Below are 16,933 nucleotides of genomic sequence, written 5' to 3'. Positions count from 1 at the left end.
TCAGCCCGCCTTCGTGGCCTTCGCGGCGGCCTTGGCCGCCTTCTTCGTCTCCCGGACCTGCTGGAGCGAGGTGGCGTCCGTGACGTCGGCGATCGAGCGCCGCGAGCCGTCCTCGCCGTACGCACCTGCGGCCTCGCGCCACCCGGCCGGCTGCACGCCGCGCTGCTTGCCGAGCAGGGCGAGGAAGATCCTGGCCTTCTGCTCGCCGAATCCCGGCAGCGCCTTGAGCCGCTTGAGCACCGTGGCGCCGTCAGGGTCGTCCTGCGTCCAGATCCGCGTGACGTCGCCGTCGTACTCGTCGACGACCGCGCGGGCGACCGCCTGGATGCGCCCCGCCATCGAGCCGGGGTAGCGGTGCACGGCCGGGGGCGTCGCGCACAACGTCGAGAACTCGTCCGGGTCGGCGTGCGCGATCGTCTCGGGCGACAGCGTCCCGAGCCGGTCGAGGATCTTGGCCGGCCCCGCGAACGCCGCCTCCATCGGGTACTGCTGGTCCAGCAGCATCCCGATCAGGAGCGCGAACGGGTCGTAGTCGAGCAGCCGGTCCGCGGCCGCGTCACCGGTCATCCAGAGCGTCATGCGCCCATCCTCGCGCGAGCGCGCCCGCCGTGTCCCGGCATCCCGAGGTCGGGCACGGCGACGGGTCAGCGCGACCGGTCGGGGCCGGTGTCGGACAGGGCGATCACCGGGCGGCCCGTGACGGGGTGCGTGAGGACGGCCGCGTCGACGTCGTAGACCTCGCGCAGGAGCTCGGGGGTCAGGACCTCGGCCGGGGGACCGGCGGCCACGAGCCGGCCGTGGTTGAGCACGAGCACGTGCGCGCAGAACGCGGCCGCGAGGTTGAGGTCGTGCAGCGCCGCGACCGTCGTGACGCCCAGGTCGCGGACGAACGCGAGCAGCGAGAGCTGCGCGGACACGTCGAGGTGGTTCGTCGGCTCGTCGAGCAGCAGGAGCTCGGGCTGCTGCGCGAGGGCGCGCGCGATGTGCACACGCTGGCGCTCGCCGCCCGAGAGCGTCGACCACGCGCGGTCGGCCAGGTGCTCGGCGGTCGCGGCGGCCAGGGCGCGGTCGACCGCGGCGTCGTCGGGGTCCGAGCCCCACAGCGTGCGGAACGGGATGCGGCCGAGGGCGACGACCTCGCGCACGGTCAGCGGCACGGTCGCGCTCGACTCCTGCTCGAGCAGGGCCACGCGGCGCGCCCGGCGACGCCGGTCGAGCATGTGCACGGGGACGTGCTCGGGCGTGGCCGGGGAACCCGCGGCCTGGGGTCTGGCGGTCGCAGCCTCGTCGCCCGGCACGAGCACCGCGCCCGCGTCGGGCGGCAGGATGCCGGCGACGAGCCGCAGCAGCGTGGTCTTGCCCGCGCCGTTGGGCCCGAGCAGCCCGGTCAGCGCACCGTCGGGCGGGGTCGCATCGACGCCGTCGACCACCCAGCGCCCGCCGAGCCGCGCGCCGACACCCGCGATCGTCAGCTCCATGCCGCACCCCGCCCGCGACGCAGGATCAGCGCGAACACCGGGACGCCGACGAGCGCGGTGACGATGCCGACGGGGATCTCCCGGGGCGCGAACACCGTGCGCGCGAGCGTGTCGGCCCACACGAGGAACACCGCGCCGGTCACCGCCGCCACCGGCAGGAGCCGCCGGTGCGCGGGTCCGGTCAGCACCGAGACGGCGTGCGGCAGCACGAGGCCGACGAACCCGATCGCGCCGCTCACGGCGACGAGCGCCCCGGTCAGCAGCGCGACGAGCGTCATGAGCGTCCACCGCGTGCGGTCCACGTCGATGCCGAGCGCCGCCGCCGCCGTGTCGCCGAACGTGAACGCGTCGAGCCGCGACGCGGTCGCCACGAGCACGCTCCCGACGACGAGCAGCGCACCGCCCGCGATCGCGACCGACGTCCACGTGGTGCCTGCGAGCGAGCCCATGAGCCACGACAGGATCTCGCGGTAGGAGTCGCCGGTCGCGGTCCAGAAGATGACGAACGACGTCGCGGCGGCCGCGAGCTGCGACACCGCGAGGCCCGCGAGCACCGCGCGCGTGGGTGTCACCGTGCCGCCGGTGCGGGCGAGCGCGAGGGTCGCGACGAGCGCCGCGATCGCCCCGACGAACGCGGCCGCGGGCAGCAGCACCGCGACACCCAGGACGAGCACCGCGACGGCACCGAGCGACGCTCCCGACGACAGACCCAGCAGGTACGGGTCGGCGAGGGGGTTGCGTGTCAGCGACTGCATGACCGCGCCCGCGGCGGCGAGCCCCGCGCCGACCGCGGCGGCGGTGAGCACGCGCGGCAGCCGCAGGTCCCACACGATCGCGTCGTGCAGGCGCGGGACGCCGTCGACGAGCCCGAGGTGGTGACCGACGACGCGCGCGACCTCGCCGACTCCCAGGTCGGCGGGTCCGATCGTCACCGCGACGAGCAGGCTCACGACGAGCGCCGCGCCCCCGACACCGAGCAGCACCGCGAGCGCTGGCCTGCGCACGGGACCCGGCTGCACGGTCCGGGTCGGCCGTGCGGCGTCGCCCCCCGCGGGGTCGGCGCGTCGCACGGTGGCGACGGCGCGCCGCGGTGTGAACGGGTGCGTCGCCTGGTCCGTCGCACGCTCGCCCGCGCGCGCGACGGCAGGGTCGGCGGACGGGTCGACCGGTCGGTCCTCGGGGCGGTCGGGGGGCGGGGTCGGCACCGGGCGGGTCAGCCTCCCAGCGCCGTGACCTGGGCGACGAGGTCCGCGACGGTGTCCGCGTTGCGCACACCCGCCTCGGACGCCGCGAACGGGACGACGACGTAACGCTCCTCGCGCACCGCGTCGAGCGCGGCCGTCGCCGGGTTGGCCGCGAGCGCCGCCTTCTTGTTCTCGGCGGTGTTCCACACCGAGTCGACCAGGACGAGCACGTCCGGATCGGCCGCCACGACCTCCTCCCAGCCGACCGAGGCCCACGTGTCGTGCACGCCGGCGAACACGTTCGTCAGGCCGGCGGCCTCGAGCATCATCTGCGGTGCGCCGATGCCCGCGCCGACGAACGGCGTGTCCGTACCCGACGACCACCACACGACGCTCTGGCCGGCGAGCGGCTCGACGGCGTCGAGCGTGGCCTGCTGCGCGGCGACGACCTCCTCGGCCGCGGCCGGCTCCCCGAGCACGGCGCCCGCCTCCCGGACCTCGTCGAACACGTCGTCGAACGTGAGCGGGTCGGGCTGGTACCCGGGCTCCTTGCACGCCGAGGGCGAGACGTACGTCGCGATGTCGTACCCCGCGAGCACGTCGCGCTCACCGACGCCGTCCGCCGAGAAGTTCGACTCCCAGCCCCCGTAGACGAGGTCGGGCTCGAGCGCGAGCAGCGCCTCCTGGCCGGGGACCTTCTCGGAGATGACGGGCACGTCGGCCAGCGCCGGCGCCAGGTCGGCGGGCGGCGGGCCGTCGCTGAACGCGGTCCCGACGAGCCGGTCGGCGGCGCCGAGCGCGGCGACGAGCTCGGCGGTCGAGGACTTGATCGTCACGATCCGCTCGGGCGGCGCGTCGAACGTGACCTCGGTGCCGCAGTTGTCGACCGTGACCGGGAACGTCGACGCCGGTGCGGTGGTGCTCGCCGCGCCGGGTGCGCTCGTCGTCGGCGCGGCCGAGGGCGTCCCCTCGTCGGCGCACCCCGCGAGCGCGAGCAGGGGCGTGACGACGAGCGGGAGCGCGACGCGCAGCGCGCGGGACCGGCGCGACGCGGGCGTGGTGGCGGCTGACGGGTCCGGCAGGGCAGGCGTGGGCATCGGTTCTCCGGGTGGTCGACGCACCGCGCACGCCGTCGGGCGCGGACAAGGGTCAGGGTGTCGACGCACGTCGCGCCGTGGAGGACCGTCCCAGTCGAGGGCGGTGCGACCTGGTCGAACGTCCGGCCCGGTTCCGCCGGTCACCCTAAGGACGCGCGCCCACCCTGCGCAAACCCCTCACGCCACCAGGCGGTCGCTCCGGCCATCCGCGCGGCCCCCCCGCAGTGGACGCTGGGTCGTCGCCTCGCGCGGGCGCGCTCGCCGGTGGGATTGCTCGCACCCGCGTGCTGGTGTCCTGCCGTTCTCCGAGACGCCGCCGTGCGCGACGGCGCGCTCGCGCCGGGAGGTCGTACCGTGCCTGCTGTCGGCACGTCCATCCTGCTCGTGCGAGCCGAGCTGGTCCCGCTCCCGCGCGTCCCAGCCTGCTCGTCGCCACCCTGCTCGTCGCCGGCCCTGCCCGTTGCCGTCCTGCCCGTTGCCCGTCCTGCCCGTTGCCGTATCGCCCGAGGAGATGCCCATGACCACCACACCCCGCCGCGCCCTCGTCACCGGTGCGTCGTCCGGGATCGGCGCGGCCACGGTCCGCCGCCTGCGCGCCGACGGCTGGCAGGTCGTCGCCACCGCGCGGCGCGCCGACCGCCTCGAGGCGCTCGCCGCCGAGACCGGTGCGGACGTGTTCCCGGCCGACATCACGTCGGACGCCGACGTCGACGCCCTCGTCGCGCACGTGCGGGCCACGGGCGGGCTCGACGCGGTCGTCAACAACGCGGGCGGGGCGCTGGGTCAGGACACCGTCGAGGAGGGCGACCTCGAGCAGTGGCGGACGATGTACGAGCTCAACGTGCTCGGCACGCTACGCGTCACGCAGGGCGTGCTGCCGCTGCTGCGCGAGCGCGGCGCGGGCGACGTGCTCGTCGTGACGTCGACCGCCGCGCACGGCGCCTACCCCGGCGGCGCGGGCTACACGGCCGCGAAGCACGCCGAGCGCATGCTCTCGACGACCCTGCGCTGGGAGCTCGTCGGCGAGCCGATCCGCGTGATCGAGGTCGCGCCCGGTGCGGTCGCGACCGAGGAGTTCTCGCTCGTGCGGTTCGCGGGCGACGCCGAGCGCGCCGCGAAGGTGTACGAGGGCTACCAGCCGCTGCAGGCCGACGACGTCGCGGAGACGATCGCGTGGACGCTGAGCCGTCCGGCGCACGTCAACGTCGACCTGGTGGTCGTGCGGCCGCGCGCGCAGGCGAACAACACGACGATCGCCCGCACCGGGGTCTGACGACCGGCGAGCGCGGATCGGGTGGAGAAGCGCTCGCTCAGCGAGCGCAAGCCCACCCACTCGGTCCGGCGCCCGGCCGACCTCGCGGCCGTGGGCGCGGTGACCGGTCCTGAGACGGGGGCGGTCGCGGCGGCGCGTGTCCGGGGCCGGTCGTAGGGTGACTCGGTGCCGTCAGATCCACGCATGACGCCCCCGGTCGACCACACCACCGCCACCGCCTCCACCACCCCCGCTGCCGCCGGCGCCGACGCCTCCCGTGCGCCCGGGCACGCGCCGTCCACGACGAGCGTGCTGCTCCGGCTGCTGCACTGGGGGCGGCCCGCCGTGCCGCGCATCGTGCTCGGCGGCCTCACCGCGCTCGGCGCGAGCCTGCTCGCGCTCGCGGTCCCGCAGGTGCTGCGCGCGGTCGTCAACGGTCCGCTGCTCACGAGCGGGTCGCGCGTCGCGGTGGTCGAGGCGGCCGGGCTCGTGCTGCTGCTCGGCGTGCTCGAGGCGTTCCTGGTCTGGTGCCGGCGCGCGCTGATCCTCACACCGGGCACGGGAGTCGAGCTCGCCATGCGGCGCGACCTGTTCCGGCGGCTGCTCGACCTGCCGGTCGAGTTCCACGACCGCTGGTCGGGCGGGCAGCTGCTCTCGCGGTCGATGGGCGACCTGTCGGTCATCCGGCGCTGGATGGTGTTCGGGGTCGTGATGCTGTGCGTGAGCGCCACGACCGTCGTGGTCGGCGTGGGCCTCATGATCGCGACCGCGCCCGTGCTGGGCGTGGTCTACCTGGCCGGGGCGGTGCCCGTCGTGTGGCTCGGGTTCCGGTTCCGGCAGGACTACAAGGTCGTCGCCCGCCGTGCCCGCGACCAGGCGGGCGACCTGGCCACCGCGGTCGAGGAGTCGGTGCACGGCATCCGCGTGCTCAAGGCGTTCGGCCGCGGGCAGGACGCGCTCGACGACTTCGTGCGGCAGGCCGACGAGCTGCGTGCGACCGAGGTCGCCAAGGCACGCACGCAGTCCCGCGTGACGTTCGCGCTCGGTGCGATCCCCGAGGCTGTGCTCGCCGTGTCGCTCGCGGTCGGGGTGCCGCTGGCGGCCGCGGACCGGCTGTCCGTCGGGGCGCTCGTCGCGTTCTTCGCGACCGCGGCGATCGTCAACGCGCCCGTCGAGCGGCTCGGGCAGCTGCTCGCGATGACGCTCGACGCGCGCGCAGCGACCGAGCGGTTCGTGCAGGTGATCGACACCGTCCCGACCGTGCGCGACCCCGAGCGGCCGCGCCACCTGCCGGCCCGGCCGCGGGAGGGCTCGCGCGTCGAGCTGCGCGACGTGCGGTTCGCGCACCGGGCGCGAGGGCGGGACGCCCAGGCCCCGCCGATCCTCGCGGGCGTCGACCTCGTGCTCGAGCCCGGGACGACGACGGCGCTCGTGGGGCTCACGGGCAGCGGCAAGACGACCGTGCTGCAGCTCGTCCCGCGCCTGTACGACGTGACCGGGGGCGAGGTGCGCCTCGACGGCGTCGACGTGCGTGACCTGACGCGCGACGAGCTGCGCGCGGCGGTGGCGGTCGCGTTCGAGGAACCGATCCTGTTCTCCGCGTCCGTGCGCGAGAACGTCCTCATGGGCGTCCCGGACGACCTGCCGGCCGACGAGACGCAGGACCTGCTGGACCGCTCGCTCGACGTGGCGCGCGCGGGCTTCGCGCGCGACCTGCCGCACGGGCTCGACACGGTGATCGGTGAGGAGGGCCTGAGCCTGTCCGGCGGGCAACGTCAACGCGTCGCGCTCGCGCGCGCGATCGCGGTGCGGCCCCGCGTCCTCCTGCTCGACGACCCGCTCTCGGCGCTCGACGTCACGACCGAGGCCGACGTGACCGCGCGGCTGCGCGAGGTCCTCGCGGGCACCACGACGCTCGTCGTCGCGCACCGTCCCTCGACCGTCGCGCTCGCCGACCGTGTCGCCGTGCTCGAGGACGGGCGGATCACCGCGGTCGGCACGCACAGCGAGCTGCTCGCGTCGAACGCGCACTACCGCTACGTGCTGACCGCCCTGGAGTCGCAGGACGAGGAGCTCGCCGCGGTCGACGCCGAGCGGCGCGAGCAGGCGGCCGCCGGTCGCCAGGAGGAGGAGCGCGAGGTCGACGAGGTCGCGGACGAGAGCATCGAGGCCGTGCGATGAGCCCGATGAGCAACGGCCCGACGAGCAACGGCCCGACGAGCAACGGCCCGATGAGCAACGGCCCGACGAGCAACGCTCCGGCGGACGGCGCGGGCGACGACCTGCTGGAGGACCCGCGGACCGTGCGCCGCCGCTCGCTGCGGCTGCTCGGCTCGCTGCTGCGCCCGGTCGCCCGGCCCGCGTGGTGGACCGTCGCGATCGTCGTGCTCGCGCAGCTCGCGGTGGTCGCGGGTCCCGCGCTCGTCGCGTTCGGCATCGACACGGCCCTGCCGGCGCTCGCGGACGACGGCGACGCGCGCCCGCTCGTGCTCGCGGCAGGGACGTACCTGGTGCTCGCGATCGGCGGCGGCCTGCTGTCCGCGGCCGTCGTGCGCGCGTCGGCACGCGTGAGCCAGGCGGTGCTGCTCGACCTGCGCGGGCGCCTGTTCCGGCACACGCAGCGCCTGAGCCTGGAGTTCCACGAGCGTTACACGTCGGGTCGGATCATCTCGCGGCAGACGTCGGACACCGACGCGCTGCGCGAGCTGCTCGACGGCGGGGTCACGACGCTCGCGTCGAGCGGCCTCGCGATGGTGTTCACCGCGGTGTCGCTCGCACTCCTGGACTGGCGCAGCGGGCTCGTCCTGCTCGTCGCGGTCGTGCCCGGGCTCGTGCTGACGCGCTGGTTCCAGCTGCGCTCGCAACGCCAGTACCGGCTCAACCGGACCGCGGCGGCGCGCGTCATCGTGCGCTTCGTCGAGACCATGACGGGCATCCGCGCGGTGCAGGCGTTCCGCCGCGAGCCGCACGCCGACGCCGTGTACGGCGAGGAGGCGGAGACGTACCGGCGCACCACCGCGGAGGCGATCCGCGTCAACGGCGTCTTCGACACCGGGCTCACGCTCATCGGCAACGTGACGGTCTGCGGCGTGCTCCTCGCGGGCGGCCTGCGCGTGCTCGACGGCGGGCTGGACGTCGGCGTGCTGGTCGCCGCGGTGCTCTACGCGCGACGGTTCTTCCAGCCGCTCGCTCAGATCGGCATGTTCTACAACTCGTTCCAGTCCGCGACGGCCGCGCTCGAGAAGCTGTCCGGTCTGCTCGCCGAGGAGCCCACGGTCCCGGACCCGCAGTCGCCCGTGGCGCTGCGGGACGTGCGCGGCGACGTGCGGTTCGAGCGTGTCGAGTTCGGGTACGGCGACGGGCCGACCGTCCTGCCCGCGATGGACCTGCACATCCCGGCGGGTCAGGCGCTCGCGCTCGTCGGCGAGACCGGTGCCGGCAAGTCCACGATCGCCAAGCTGCTCGCGCGGTTCTACGACGTGCGCGCGGGCGCGGTGCTGCTCGACGGCGTGGACGTACGCGACGTGGTGCCCGCCGACCTGCGCCGCGCGGTCGTCATGGTGACGCAGGAGTCGTACCTGTTCTCCGGGTCGATCGCGGCGAACATCGCCCTGGGCCGGCCGTCGGCGACGCGCGCCGAGATCGAGGCCGCGGCACGCGCCGTGGGGGTGCACGAGCTCGTCGCAGCGATGCCCGACGGCTACGACACCGAGGTCGACAAGCGCGGCGGGCGGCTGTCGGCCGGTCAGCGTCAGCTCGTCTCGTTCGCGCGCGCGTTCCTCGCCGACCCGGCGGTCCTCATCCTCGACGAGGCGACGAGCTCGCTCGACGTCCCCGGGGAGGCGCTCGTGCAGCGCGGGCTGCGGACGCTGCTCGCGGGGCGCACGGCTGTGGTGATCGCCCACCGGCTGTCGACGGTGATGAGCTCGGACCGCGTGCTCGTCGTCGACGGTGGGCGGATCGTCGAGGACGGCGCGCCGCAGGACCTGGCGACCGCGGGTGGCCGGTTCGGCGAGCTGTACGACGACTGGCAGTCCACCCTGCGCACCTGACCCGACGTGCACGGCCCCCGTGCCCGCCGGCCCAGCGCTCGCTGCGGCTCTGGAGCAGCGAGACCGGAGCAGGCGCTGGGTCGGCCGGGCGGTGTCGGATCCCGGGGAGCGGGGCGGGGTCAGCGCGTGGCGGACCACGCCCGGAGCGTCGCCTGTACGAAGCGCGCGCCGTCCGTTCCCCCGTAGGCCGCGGCGAACCGCTCGTCGGACACGTACAGGTCCGCCAGGCCCAGCACGTACTCGACCGGTGCGCCGTCCGGGTGCCCCGGCGTGCCCGGGATCGAGCTCAGCCACGCGACGTGCCGCACGGCGAGCGCCTGCGCCTCGTCGGAGGCCGGGTCGACGCCCGCGGCCGCGGCGGCCGCCCAGTCGGTGCCGAGCCGGGCGGAGCGTGCCTGCCACTGCGACCTCTCGTCGGAGGACATGCTGCGCCACCAGGTGTCGGAGCGCGCGTAGGCGTCCGCGCCCCAGCGCTGCTCCACCTCGTCCCGGTACTGCGTGTGGTCGAACCCGTCGAACATCTCGGTGGCCATGAGCGGCCCCCCTCCTTCTCGTGCGGTGATCGTCCGCTCGACCGACGCGACGAGGCGCGCCAGCCGCTGCTGCTCGTCGCGCAGCCACGCGAGGTGGCGGCGCAGGGCCGCGCTCTCGTCCTGCTCGCGGTCCAGCACCCGGCCGATCTCCGTCAGCCCGAGCCCGAGGTCGCGCAGCAGCAGGATGCGCTGCAGCCGGACGAGCGCTTCGTCGTCGTACCAGCGCTGGCCGCTCGCGGTGACGCGGCTCGGCGGCAGCAGCCCGACGGCGTCGTAGTGACGCAGGGTGCGGCTCGTCGTGCCCGTCAGCCGGGCGACCTCCTGGATGGACGCCTCCATCACTCCTCCTTCGCGGACGTGCGGTCCTGGTCCACGGTAGAAGTTGACGTCGCGTCAACCGCAAGTCCCGTTCGTCCGGCTTGCGCAGGGCCGGTGCCGGCGTGCGGACGGGCCGGGAGATGATGCGCACATGGCGACGACGGAGGCGGGCGAGGGGCAGCAGCTCCCGAGCGACCGCGAGGTGCTGGACTGGGAGACCTTCGGACGCGCGTCGCGCGAGATCGCGCAGGCGGTCGTCGACTCGGGCTTCACTCCCGACGTCGTGGTGGCCGTCGCGCGCGGCGGGCTGCCGCCGGGCGGTGCGATCGCCTACGCGCTCGGCACCAAGGCGGTCGGGACCCTCAACGTCGAGTTCTACACGGGCATCGACTCGCGCCTGCCCGAGCCCGCGGTGCTGCCGCCGCTGCTCGACACGTCCGCGCTGAGCGGCACCCGTGCCCTCGTCGTCGACGACGTCGCGGACACGGGGGAGACGCTCGCACTCGTCCAGCGGCTGATCGCGGAGCACTGCGACGAGGCCCGCACGGCGGTGCTGTACGCCAAGCCGCACTCGGTGATCGACCCGGACTACGTGTGGCGGCGCACCGACCGCTGGATCACGTTCCCCTGGTCGGCGCTCGACCCGGTCACGCCGAGCCGCTGAGCCGCGGCCCGTCGGCGCAGGCCGAGGGTTCAGCCGGCGAGCTCGACCGTCCCGTCGAGGGGGTCGAGCCCGACGAGCCGCAGCACGGCGGCGACGAGCTCCTCGGGCGCTGCGACGACGGCACGTGCACCTGCGGCCTCGAGCTCGGCGCGGTCGCCGAAGCCCCACAGCACGCCGACGCACGCGAGCCCGTTCCCGCGCGCGCCCTCGACGTCGTGCTCGCGGTCGCCCACCATCACGGCCTGCACGTCGGGACCGACCGACGCCAGGGCCCGCGCGATGATCTGGCCCTTCGTGTCGCTCTCGTCGTCAGGTGCGCCGAACACGCCGTCGAGCAGGGGCGCGAGCCCCAGGTGCTCGAGCACGGGGACCGCGAACGTGTGCGGCTTGGCGGTCGCGACGACGAGGCGCGCACCCGCGTCCCGGAGGGCAGCCAGCGCCTGCGGGACACCGTCGAACACGCGCGCGAGGAGGTTGCCGCGCTCGGCGAAGGCGCGTTGGTAGCCGGCGACGACTGCGTCGTGCAGCTCGGGTGGGACGCCGACGCGCCGCGCGGAGTCGTGGATCGGGGGACCGATGAACGACCGGAGCACGTCGTCGTCCGGGGCCCGCAGGCCCGCGCCCACGAAGCCCTCGCGCAGGGACGCCACGACGCCCTCCCCGGAGTCGATGAGCGTCCCGTCGAGATCCAGCAGCACCACGGCAGTCACCCCACGATCCTGCCATCCGCCTGAGCCGCATCCGGCGGGGTCGCGTGGACGCCGCGCGGACGGGGACGGCCGTGAGGTCGTCGTGTCGTGATGGGCACGCGGCGGCAACCTCGACGCAACACCCGCTGCCTAGCGTGCGTCACGTGACGACCACCGCCGTCCGCGACCGCGTGCGCGACGACTTCGGCCTCGACGTCGAGACCCTCGAGCCCGTGACCGCGCACGCCACGGCCCGCCTGTGGCGAGCCACGGCGGGCGCGTGCCGCTACGCGGTGCGCTGGACGTCGGCGACGACGCCCGCGGCGCAGGTCGCGCTCGCGCTCGCGCGCACGATCCCGCAGCGTCCGCAGGACGTGCTGCCCGCGCCGGCCGCGCTCGCACCGCCGTTGCTGACGCGCGCGGGAGCGGCCGAGGCGGACCACGACGGCGGTCGGCTCTCGGTCGCGCCGTGGCTCGACGGGCCCACCGGACGCGACGTCGCGCTCACGCCGCCGCAGTGGACCGCGTTCGGACGGCTCGTCGCGCGCCTGCACGCGCTCGACCCGGCGAGCGTGCCGGGGCTGGCCCGCGAGTCCTTCGACCCGACGGCCGCCGTGGGACGCGCGCTCGACGTCGACCTCGCGGTGACGCGTGCGCTCCACGGCACGACCGACGAGGTCGGGGAGGCCACCGCCGCCGCATGGGTCGCGGCCCGGCCGCGCGTGGCGGCGGTGCGGGCGCGCGCGGTGCGGGTGGGGCACCGCCTGCGCGAGCAGGGGCGCGACGTCCCGCTCGTCGTGACGCACGCGGACGCGCACGTGGGCCACGTGATCGCGACCGGACCGCGTGACGTCGCGCTGCTGGACTGGGGACACGCGTGCGTCGCGCCGCCCGAGAGTGACCTGCTGTTCGTCCTCGGCGGCGTCCTGCCGCACGCGCCGGTCACCGTCGAGCAGTCCGCGGCGTTCTTCACGGGGTACGGGCGTGTCGACATCGACGACGACCGGCTCGCCTACGCGCGGTGCGTCCGCGCGCTGCACGACCTCACCGTCGCCGCCGGCGGCGGGCTCGACCCGGACGCGCCGGTCGCGGTGCGTGCCGAAGCTCTCGGCGACCTCACGGCGCACCTGGGTCCGGGCGGGGTGGTGGCGGCCGCGCTCGAGTGACGCGCGCCGCACCGCCGTGCCCGGGCCGGCCCGCCCGCCACGACGCCGGGATCAGCGGCGGGTGGCGGCGAGCAGGTCGAGCACGGCGCGGGCCAGGTCCGCGGGGTCGTCGACGAGCGCGTCGGCGTCCGCGAGCTCGCCCGGCTCGGCGTAGCCCCACGTCACGCCGAGGCACGGCAGAGCGTGGGCGTGCGCGCCGACGACGTCGTGCATGCGGTCGCCGACCATGACCGCGGGTCCGTGGCCGGGCACGCTCGCGAGCGCGGACGCGATCACGAGCGCCTTGCTGCTCGGCACGTCGTCGGGCGGTGCGCCGAACACCCCGTCGACCAGCGCGTCGATCCCGAGGTACGCGCACACGGGGTCGGCGCGCACCTGCGGCTTGGACGTGGCGACGAGCAGCGCGCAGCCCGCGGCGCGCAGCGTTCGCAGCGCGTCCAGCACGCCGGGGTAGGCCCGTGTCTCGCGGAGGGCGCCCGCGTCGTAGTGCGCGCGGTACGCGGTGATCGCGGCGCCGACGAGGTCCTCGGGCACGCCGTGCGCGCGCAGGCTGTCCTGCAGCGGCGGGCCGACGAACGAGAGCAGCTCGGCCGGCGTCGGCACAGGCAGGCCGAGCGTGCGGTAGGCCGCCGCGACGCTCGCGGTGATGCCGGGCGCGGACTCGCTGAGCGTGCCGTCGAGGTCGAGCAGCACGACGGGACGTGCGAGGCCGGGGCGCACGGGCTCGGGCTGCACGGGCTCGGCCGGGGTGGGGTGCGTCAGGGAGGGCGAGGACTCGGTCGTCACGCGCAGGACTATGCCGTACGTGCCCGCCGGGCCCTGGGCTACCCTGGGTCGCACAGGCATCGATCCGGCCATCACCGGGGAGCCTCCGGAAGAACCGGTCGCACGGGCGTCGGAAGGCGTCAGCAGCGCGGCCTCAGTAGAACCGGACGGGTAGGCCCGTCACAGCCGTCACGAGTGGTCGACGCGCCGTCGCCGCCGGGTCACCGGCGAGGACGACGAGTCGGCAAGCGAGGTGGTACCGCGGTGGTCCGGCCGGTCCGGGCGATCGTCCTCGCAGCCGACGCGACGCACGCACCTGCACCCACAGCACGTGCCGACCACAGGAGACACCCGGTGACCGATCGTCACTACCCGCTGCACCGTCCCGGCACGCCCGTGCCTCCGTCGCCGGACCTGCCCGCGCTCGAGGCGCAGGTCCTGGCCCACTGGGAGGCCGACCGCACGTTCCAGGCGTCGATCGACCAGCGCGAGGCGGGCGAGCACGGCAGCAACGAGTTCGTCTTCTACGACGGTCCGCCGTTCGCGAACGGCCTGCCGCACTACGGCCACCTGCTGACCGGCTACGCCAAGGACGTCGTGCCGCGCTACCAGACCATGAAGGGTCACCGCGTCGAGCGCCGGTTCGGGTGGGACACGCACGGGCTGCCCGCCGAGCTCGAGGCGCAGCGCCTGCTGGGCATCACGGACAAGGCGCAGATCGAGGAGATGGGCATCGCGGCGTTCAACGCGGCGTGCCGTGACTCGGTGCTCAAGTACACCCGCGAGTGGCGCGACTACGTGACGCGCCAGGCCCGCTGGGTGGACTTCGAGAACGACTACAAGACGCTCGACGTCTCGTTCATGGAGTCCGTGATCTGGGGCTTCAAGCAGCTCTACGACAAGGGCTTGGCGTACGAGGGCTACCGCGTGCTGCCCTACTGCTGGGTCGACGAGACCCCGCTGTCGAACCACGAGCTGCGCATGGACGACGACGTCTACGCGAGCCGCCAGGACCCCGCGCTGACGGTCGGTCTGCGGCTCGAGACGGGTGAGCTCGCGCTCATCTGGACGACGACGCCGTGGACCCTGCCGTCCAACCTCGCGGTCGCGGTCGGCCCGGACATCGAGTACGTCACGGTCGAGCCCGCGCCGGACTCGCCGTTCGCGCAGGCGCACCCGGGCGAGCGCGTGCTGCTCGCGGCGCCGCGCCTGGGCGCCTACGCGCGTGAGCTCGGCGAGGCGACGGTCGTGGCGACCGTGCGCGGCGCGGAGCTCGCGGGCCGGCGCTACACGCCGCCCTTCGACTACTTCGTCGGCCACGAGAACGCGCACCAGGTGCTGGTGGCGGACTTCGTCACGACCGACGACGGCTCGGGCATCGTGCACCTCGCGCCCGCGTTCGGTGAGGACGACATGGCGGCGTGCGACGCCGCGGGCATCGGCGCGGTCGTGCCGGTCGACGAGAAGGGCCGCTTCACGCCGGTCGTGAGCGACTACGCCGGTCTGCAGGTGTTCGACGGCAACAAGCCGATCATCGCGGATCTCAAGGCGGGCACGGGCCCGCTCGCGCGCGTCGACGAGCAGCGGCGCAGCGTCGTCGTGCGGCACGAGACGTACGAGCACTCCTACCCGCACTGCTGGCGCTGCCGGAACCCGCTGATCTACAAGGCCGTGTCCTCGTGGTTCGTGCGCGTGACGGACTTCCGCGACCGCATGGTCGAGCTCAACCAGGAGATCACCTGGATCCCCGAGCACATCAAGGACGGCCAGTTCGGCAAGTGGCTCGCCGGTGCGCGCGACTGGTCCATCAGCCGCAACCGCTACTGGGGCACGCCCATCCCGGTGTGGGTGTCGGACGACCCGACCTACCCGCGCGTCGACGCGTACGGCTCGCTCGCCGAGCTCGAGCGTGACTTCGGGCGCGTCCCGACGAACGAGGCGGGCGAGCCCGACCTGCACCGCCCGTTCATCGACGAGCTGACGCGCCCGAACCCGGACGACCCGACGGGCCGGTCGACGATGCGTCGCATCCCCGACGTGCTCGACGTGTGGTTCGACTCGGGCTCGATGCCGTTCGCGCAGGTGCACTACCCGTTCGAGAACGCGGACTGGTTCGAGCACCACTACCCGGGCGACTTCATCGTCGAGTACATCGGGCAGACGCGCGGGTGGTTCTACACGCTGCACGTGCTGGCCACGGCGATCTTCGACCGCCCGTCGTTCCGCAACGTCATGTGCCACGGCATCGTGCTGGGCGACGACGGCCGCAAGGCGTCGAAGTCGCTGCGCAACTTCCCGGACCCCGTCGAGATGTGGGACGTGTACGGCTCCGACGCGGTGCGGTGGTCGCTCATGTCGAGCACGATCCTGCGCGGCGGGAACCTCATCGTCGTCGAGGAGGGCATCCGCGACGGCGTGCGCCAGGTGCTGCTGCCGCTGTGGAGCACGTACTACTTCTTCACGCTCTACGCGGGTGCGGCCAAGGGTGGGGAGGGTCTGACGGCGACGCGCGTCGACGAGACCACCGCGGCCGCGTTGACCACGGCCGACCGCGACCTGCTGGCGCGCACGCGCGAGCTCGTCGTGCGCCTGACCGACCAGCTCGACGCGTACGACGTGCCGGGGGCGTGCGAGTCCGTGCGCCAGCACCTCGACGTGGTCACCAACTGGTACGTGCGCACGCAGCGTCAGCGGTTCTGGGACGAGGACCAGTCGGCGTTCGACACGCTGTTCACCGCGCTCGAGACGCTCACGCGTCTCATGGCGCCGCTCGCGCCGCTCGTCACCGAGGAGATCTGGCGTGGCCTGACGGGCGGGCGCAGCGTGCACCTGACCGACTGGCCCACGCCCGCCGAGCTCGTGACCGTGCCCGGCCTCGGGGCGGGCACGCTCGAGCCGGGGGCCGAGGTCACCGGGGCGGAGTTCACCGACGCCGAGCTCGTCGCGGCCATCGACCGCGTGCGCGAGATCGTGTCGGCGAGCCTGGGCCTGCGCAAGGCCAACGGCCTGCGCGTGCGTCAGCCGCTGCGCGAGCTGCGTGTCGCGATCCCGTTCCCGCAGCTCGCGACGCCGTTCGCCGAGCTGATCGCGTCCGAGGTCAACGTCAAGCACGTCGTCATCACGTCGGTCGACGACGCAGCCGCGTCCGAGTTCGGCGTCTGGACGCGCCTCGACGTCAACGCGCGCGCCGCGGGTCCGCGGCTCGGGCGGGCCGTGCAGGGCGTCATCCGTGCGGCCAAGGCCGGCGAGTGGGAGCAGACCGCCGACGGCGTGCTGGTGCGCACCGCGGACGGCGACGTCGAGCTCACGGGCGACGAGTTCACGCTCGTGGCGGCGGTCCGGGACGAGGCGGGTGACGAGGTCGCCGCGGCGGTCCTGCCCGAGCGCGGCTTCGTCGTGCTCGACATCGGTCTCGACGACGAGCTGCGCGCCGAGGGCTACGCGCGGGACGTCGTCCGGGTCGTGCAGGACGCGCGCAAGGCCGCGGGCCTGCACGTCAGCGACCGGATCGTGCTGCAGGTCACGGCCCCGGCCGAGCACGTCGCGGACGTCGAGAAGCACCGCGCGTTCGTCGCCGACGAGACGCTCGCGGTCGAGCTCACGGTCGTCGCGGGACAGACGCTCGACGCCTCGGTCCGCAAGGCCGGGGCCTGACAGGACGACGAGCGGCGACGGGCGACGACGAGCACAGCCCGGTCGGCGGCGAGCCGACCGACGCCGGACGCGGACCGCGGG

13 protein-coding genes are annotated in these 16,933 nt (G+C 74.7%); 6 read left to right on the top strand and 7 right to left on the bottom strand.

All coding sequences use genetic code 11. The annotated features are described in order from the left end of the window. The 4 genes from CPE01_RS00330 to CPE01_RS00315 form a co-directional block, all read right to left on the bottom strand. The gene (locus CPE01_RS00330) at positions 1-579 is read right to left on the bottom strand and encodes an HhH-GPD-type base excision DNA repair protein (protein ID WP_146804657.1); all 579 of its coding nucleotides are present in this window, start codon (positions 577-579) and stop codon (positions 1-3) included. Positions 580-644: 65 nt separating this feature from the next. After that, positions 645-1,478 (bottom strand): putative F420-0 ABC transporter ATP-binding protein, encoded by an 834-nt coding sequence (locus CPE01_RS00325; RefSeq protein ID WP_146804656.1) that lies wholly within the window; start codon positions 1,476-1,478, stop codon positions 645-647. Beyond that, positions 1,469-2,497, bottom strand: a complete 1,029-nt coding sequence (locus CPE01_RS00320; protein WP_186811359.1) for a putative F420-0 ABC transporter permease subunit — start codon at positions 2,495-2,497, stop codon at positions 1,469-1,471. Before CPE01_RS00320 ends, CPE01_RS00325 begins: the two co-directional genes overlap by 10 nt. Before the next feature lie 194 nt (positions 2,498-2,691). Then, positions 2,692-3,759, bottom strand: a complete 1,068-nt coding sequence (locus tag CPE01_RS00315) for a putative F420-0 ABC transporter substrate-binding protein (RefSeq protein WP_146804655.1) — start codon at positions 3,757-3,759, stop codon at positions 2,692-2,694. A gap of 511 nt (positions 3,760-4,270) precedes the next feature. Here CPE01_RS00315 and CPE01_RS00310 point away from each other — a divergent pair. The 3 genes from CPE01_RS00310 to CPE01_RS00300 all read left to right on the top strand — a co-directional run bounded on the left by CPE01_RS00310 (position 4,271) and on the right by CPE01_RS00300 (position 9,063). Beyond that, positions 4,271-5,032, top strand: a complete 762-nt coding sequence (locus CPE01_RS00310) for an SDR family oxidoreductase (protein WP_371861958.1) — start codon at positions 4,271-4,273, stop codon at positions 5,030-5,032. 183 nt (positions 5,033-5,215) lie between these two features. Next, entirely contained in the window at positions 5,216-7,192 is a 1,977-nt protein-coding gene (locus CPE01_RS00305; protein WP_146804653.1) for an ABC transporter ATP-binding protein, read from the top strand. A gap of 50 nt (positions 7,193-7,242) precedes the next feature. Then, positions 7,243-9,063: an ABC transporter ATP-binding protein gene (locus CPE01_RS00300; protein ID WP_146804918.1), complete on the top strand. Its 1,821-nt coding sequence runs from the start codon at positions 7,243-7,245 to the stop codon at positions 9,061-9,063. 119 nt (positions 9,064-9,182) lie between these two features. Here the strand turns inward: CPE01_RS00300 and CPE01_RS00295 are convergent, their stop codons facing one another. Then, a complete protein-coding gene (locus tag CPE01_RS00295) occupies positions 9,183-9,935 on the bottom strand; it encodes a MerR family transcriptional regulator (RefSeq protein ID WP_146804652.1) in 753 nt (250 codons plus the stop codon). 130 nt (positions 9,936-10,065) lie between these two features. Here CPE01_RS00295 and CPE01_RS00290 point away from each other — a divergent pair, with 130 nt between their 5' ends. Beyond that, positions 10,066-10,578, top strand: coding sequence for a phosphoribosyltransferase (locus CPE01_RS00290; RefSeq protein WP_146804651.1), 513 nt, complete (start codon positions 10,066-10,068; stop codon positions 10,576-10,578). Positions 10,579-10,607: 29 nt separating this feature from the next. Here CPE01_RS00290 and CPE01_RS00285 read toward each other — a convergent pair whose 3' ends face one another. Next, the gene (locus CPE01_RS00285; protein WP_146804650.1) at positions 10,608-11,288 is read right to left on the bottom strand and encodes an HAD hydrolase-like protein; all 681 of its coding nucleotides are present in this window, start codon (positions 11,286-11,288) and stop codon (positions 10,608-10,610) included. A gap of 143 nt (positions 11,289-11,431) precedes the next feature. On the opposite strand from CPE01_RS00285, the gene CPE01_RS00280 reads away from it, so the two are divergent. Continuing rightward, entirely contained in the window at positions 11,432-12,433 is a 1,002-nt protein-coding gene (locus CPE01_RS00280; RefSeq protein WP_186811343.1) for a phosphotransferase, read from the top strand. A 51-nt stretch (positions 12,434-12,484) separates the two neighbouring features. On the opposite strand, the gene CPE01_RS00275 is transcribed toward CPE01_RS00280, so the two are convergent. Then, positions 12,485-13,219, bottom strand: coding sequence for an HAD hydrolase-like protein (locus CPE01_RS00275; RefSeq protein WP_307723660.1), 735 nt, complete (start codon positions 13,217-13,219; stop codon positions 12,485-12,487). A 333-nt stretch (positions 13,220-13,552) separates the two neighbouring features. Here CPE01_RS00275 and ileS point away from each other — a divergent pair, with 333 nt between their 5' ends. Further along, complete coding sequence (ileS, locus tag CPE01_RS00270) at positions 13,553-16,852, top strand: isoleucine--tRNA ligase (protein ID WP_146804647.1); 3,300 nt, start codon at positions 13,553-13,555, stop codon at positions 16,850-16,852. The last annotated feature ends 81 nt before the right edge of the window (positions 16,853-16,933 follow it).

The organism is Cellulomonas persica (assembly GCF_007989825.1).
GTDB lineage: Bacteria > Actinomycetota > Actinomycetes > Actinomycetales > Cellulomonadaceae > Cellulomonas > Cellulomonas persica.
The sequence above is the reverse complement of the archived record's forward strand: the minus strand, read 5'-3'. Positions and strand labels throughout refer to the sequence as shown.

Excerpts from the sequence above, each read along its gene's own strand:
- CPE01_RS00310 (WP_371861958.1), top strand. The coding sequence starts at position 4,271 with ATGCCCATGACCACCACACCCCGCCGCGCCCTCGTCACCGGTGCGTCG.
- CPE01_RS00325 (WP_146804656.1), bottom strand. The coding sequence starts at position 1,478 with ATGGAGCTGACGATCGCGGGTGTCGGCGCGCGGCTCGGCGGGCGCTGG.
- CPE01_RS00290 (WP_146804651.1), top strand. The coding sequence starts at position 10,066 with ATGGCGACGACGGAGGCGGGCGAGGGGCAGCAGCTCCCGAGCGACCGC.
- CPE01_RS00315 (WP_146804655.1), bottom strand. The coding sequence starts at position 3,759 with ATGCCCACGCCTGCCCTGCCGGACCCGTCAGCCGCCACCACGCCCGCG.
- CPE01_RS00300 (WP_146804918.1), top strand. The coding sequence starts at position 7,243 with ATGAGCAACGGCCCGACGAGCAACGCTCCGGCGGACGGCGCGGGCGAC.
- CPE01_RS00305 (WP_146804653.1), top strand. The coding sequence starts at position 5,216 with ATGACGCCCCCGGTCGACCACACCACCGCCACCGCCTCCACCACCCCC.
- CPE01_RS00295 (WP_146804652.1), bottom strand. The coding sequence starts at position 9,935 with ATGGAGGCGTCCATCCAGGAGGTCGCCCGGCTGACGGGCACGACGAGC.
- CPE01_RS00330 (WP_146804657.1), bottom strand. The coding sequence starts at position 579 with ATGACGCTCTGGATGACCGGTGACGCGGCCGCGGACCGGCTGCTCGAC.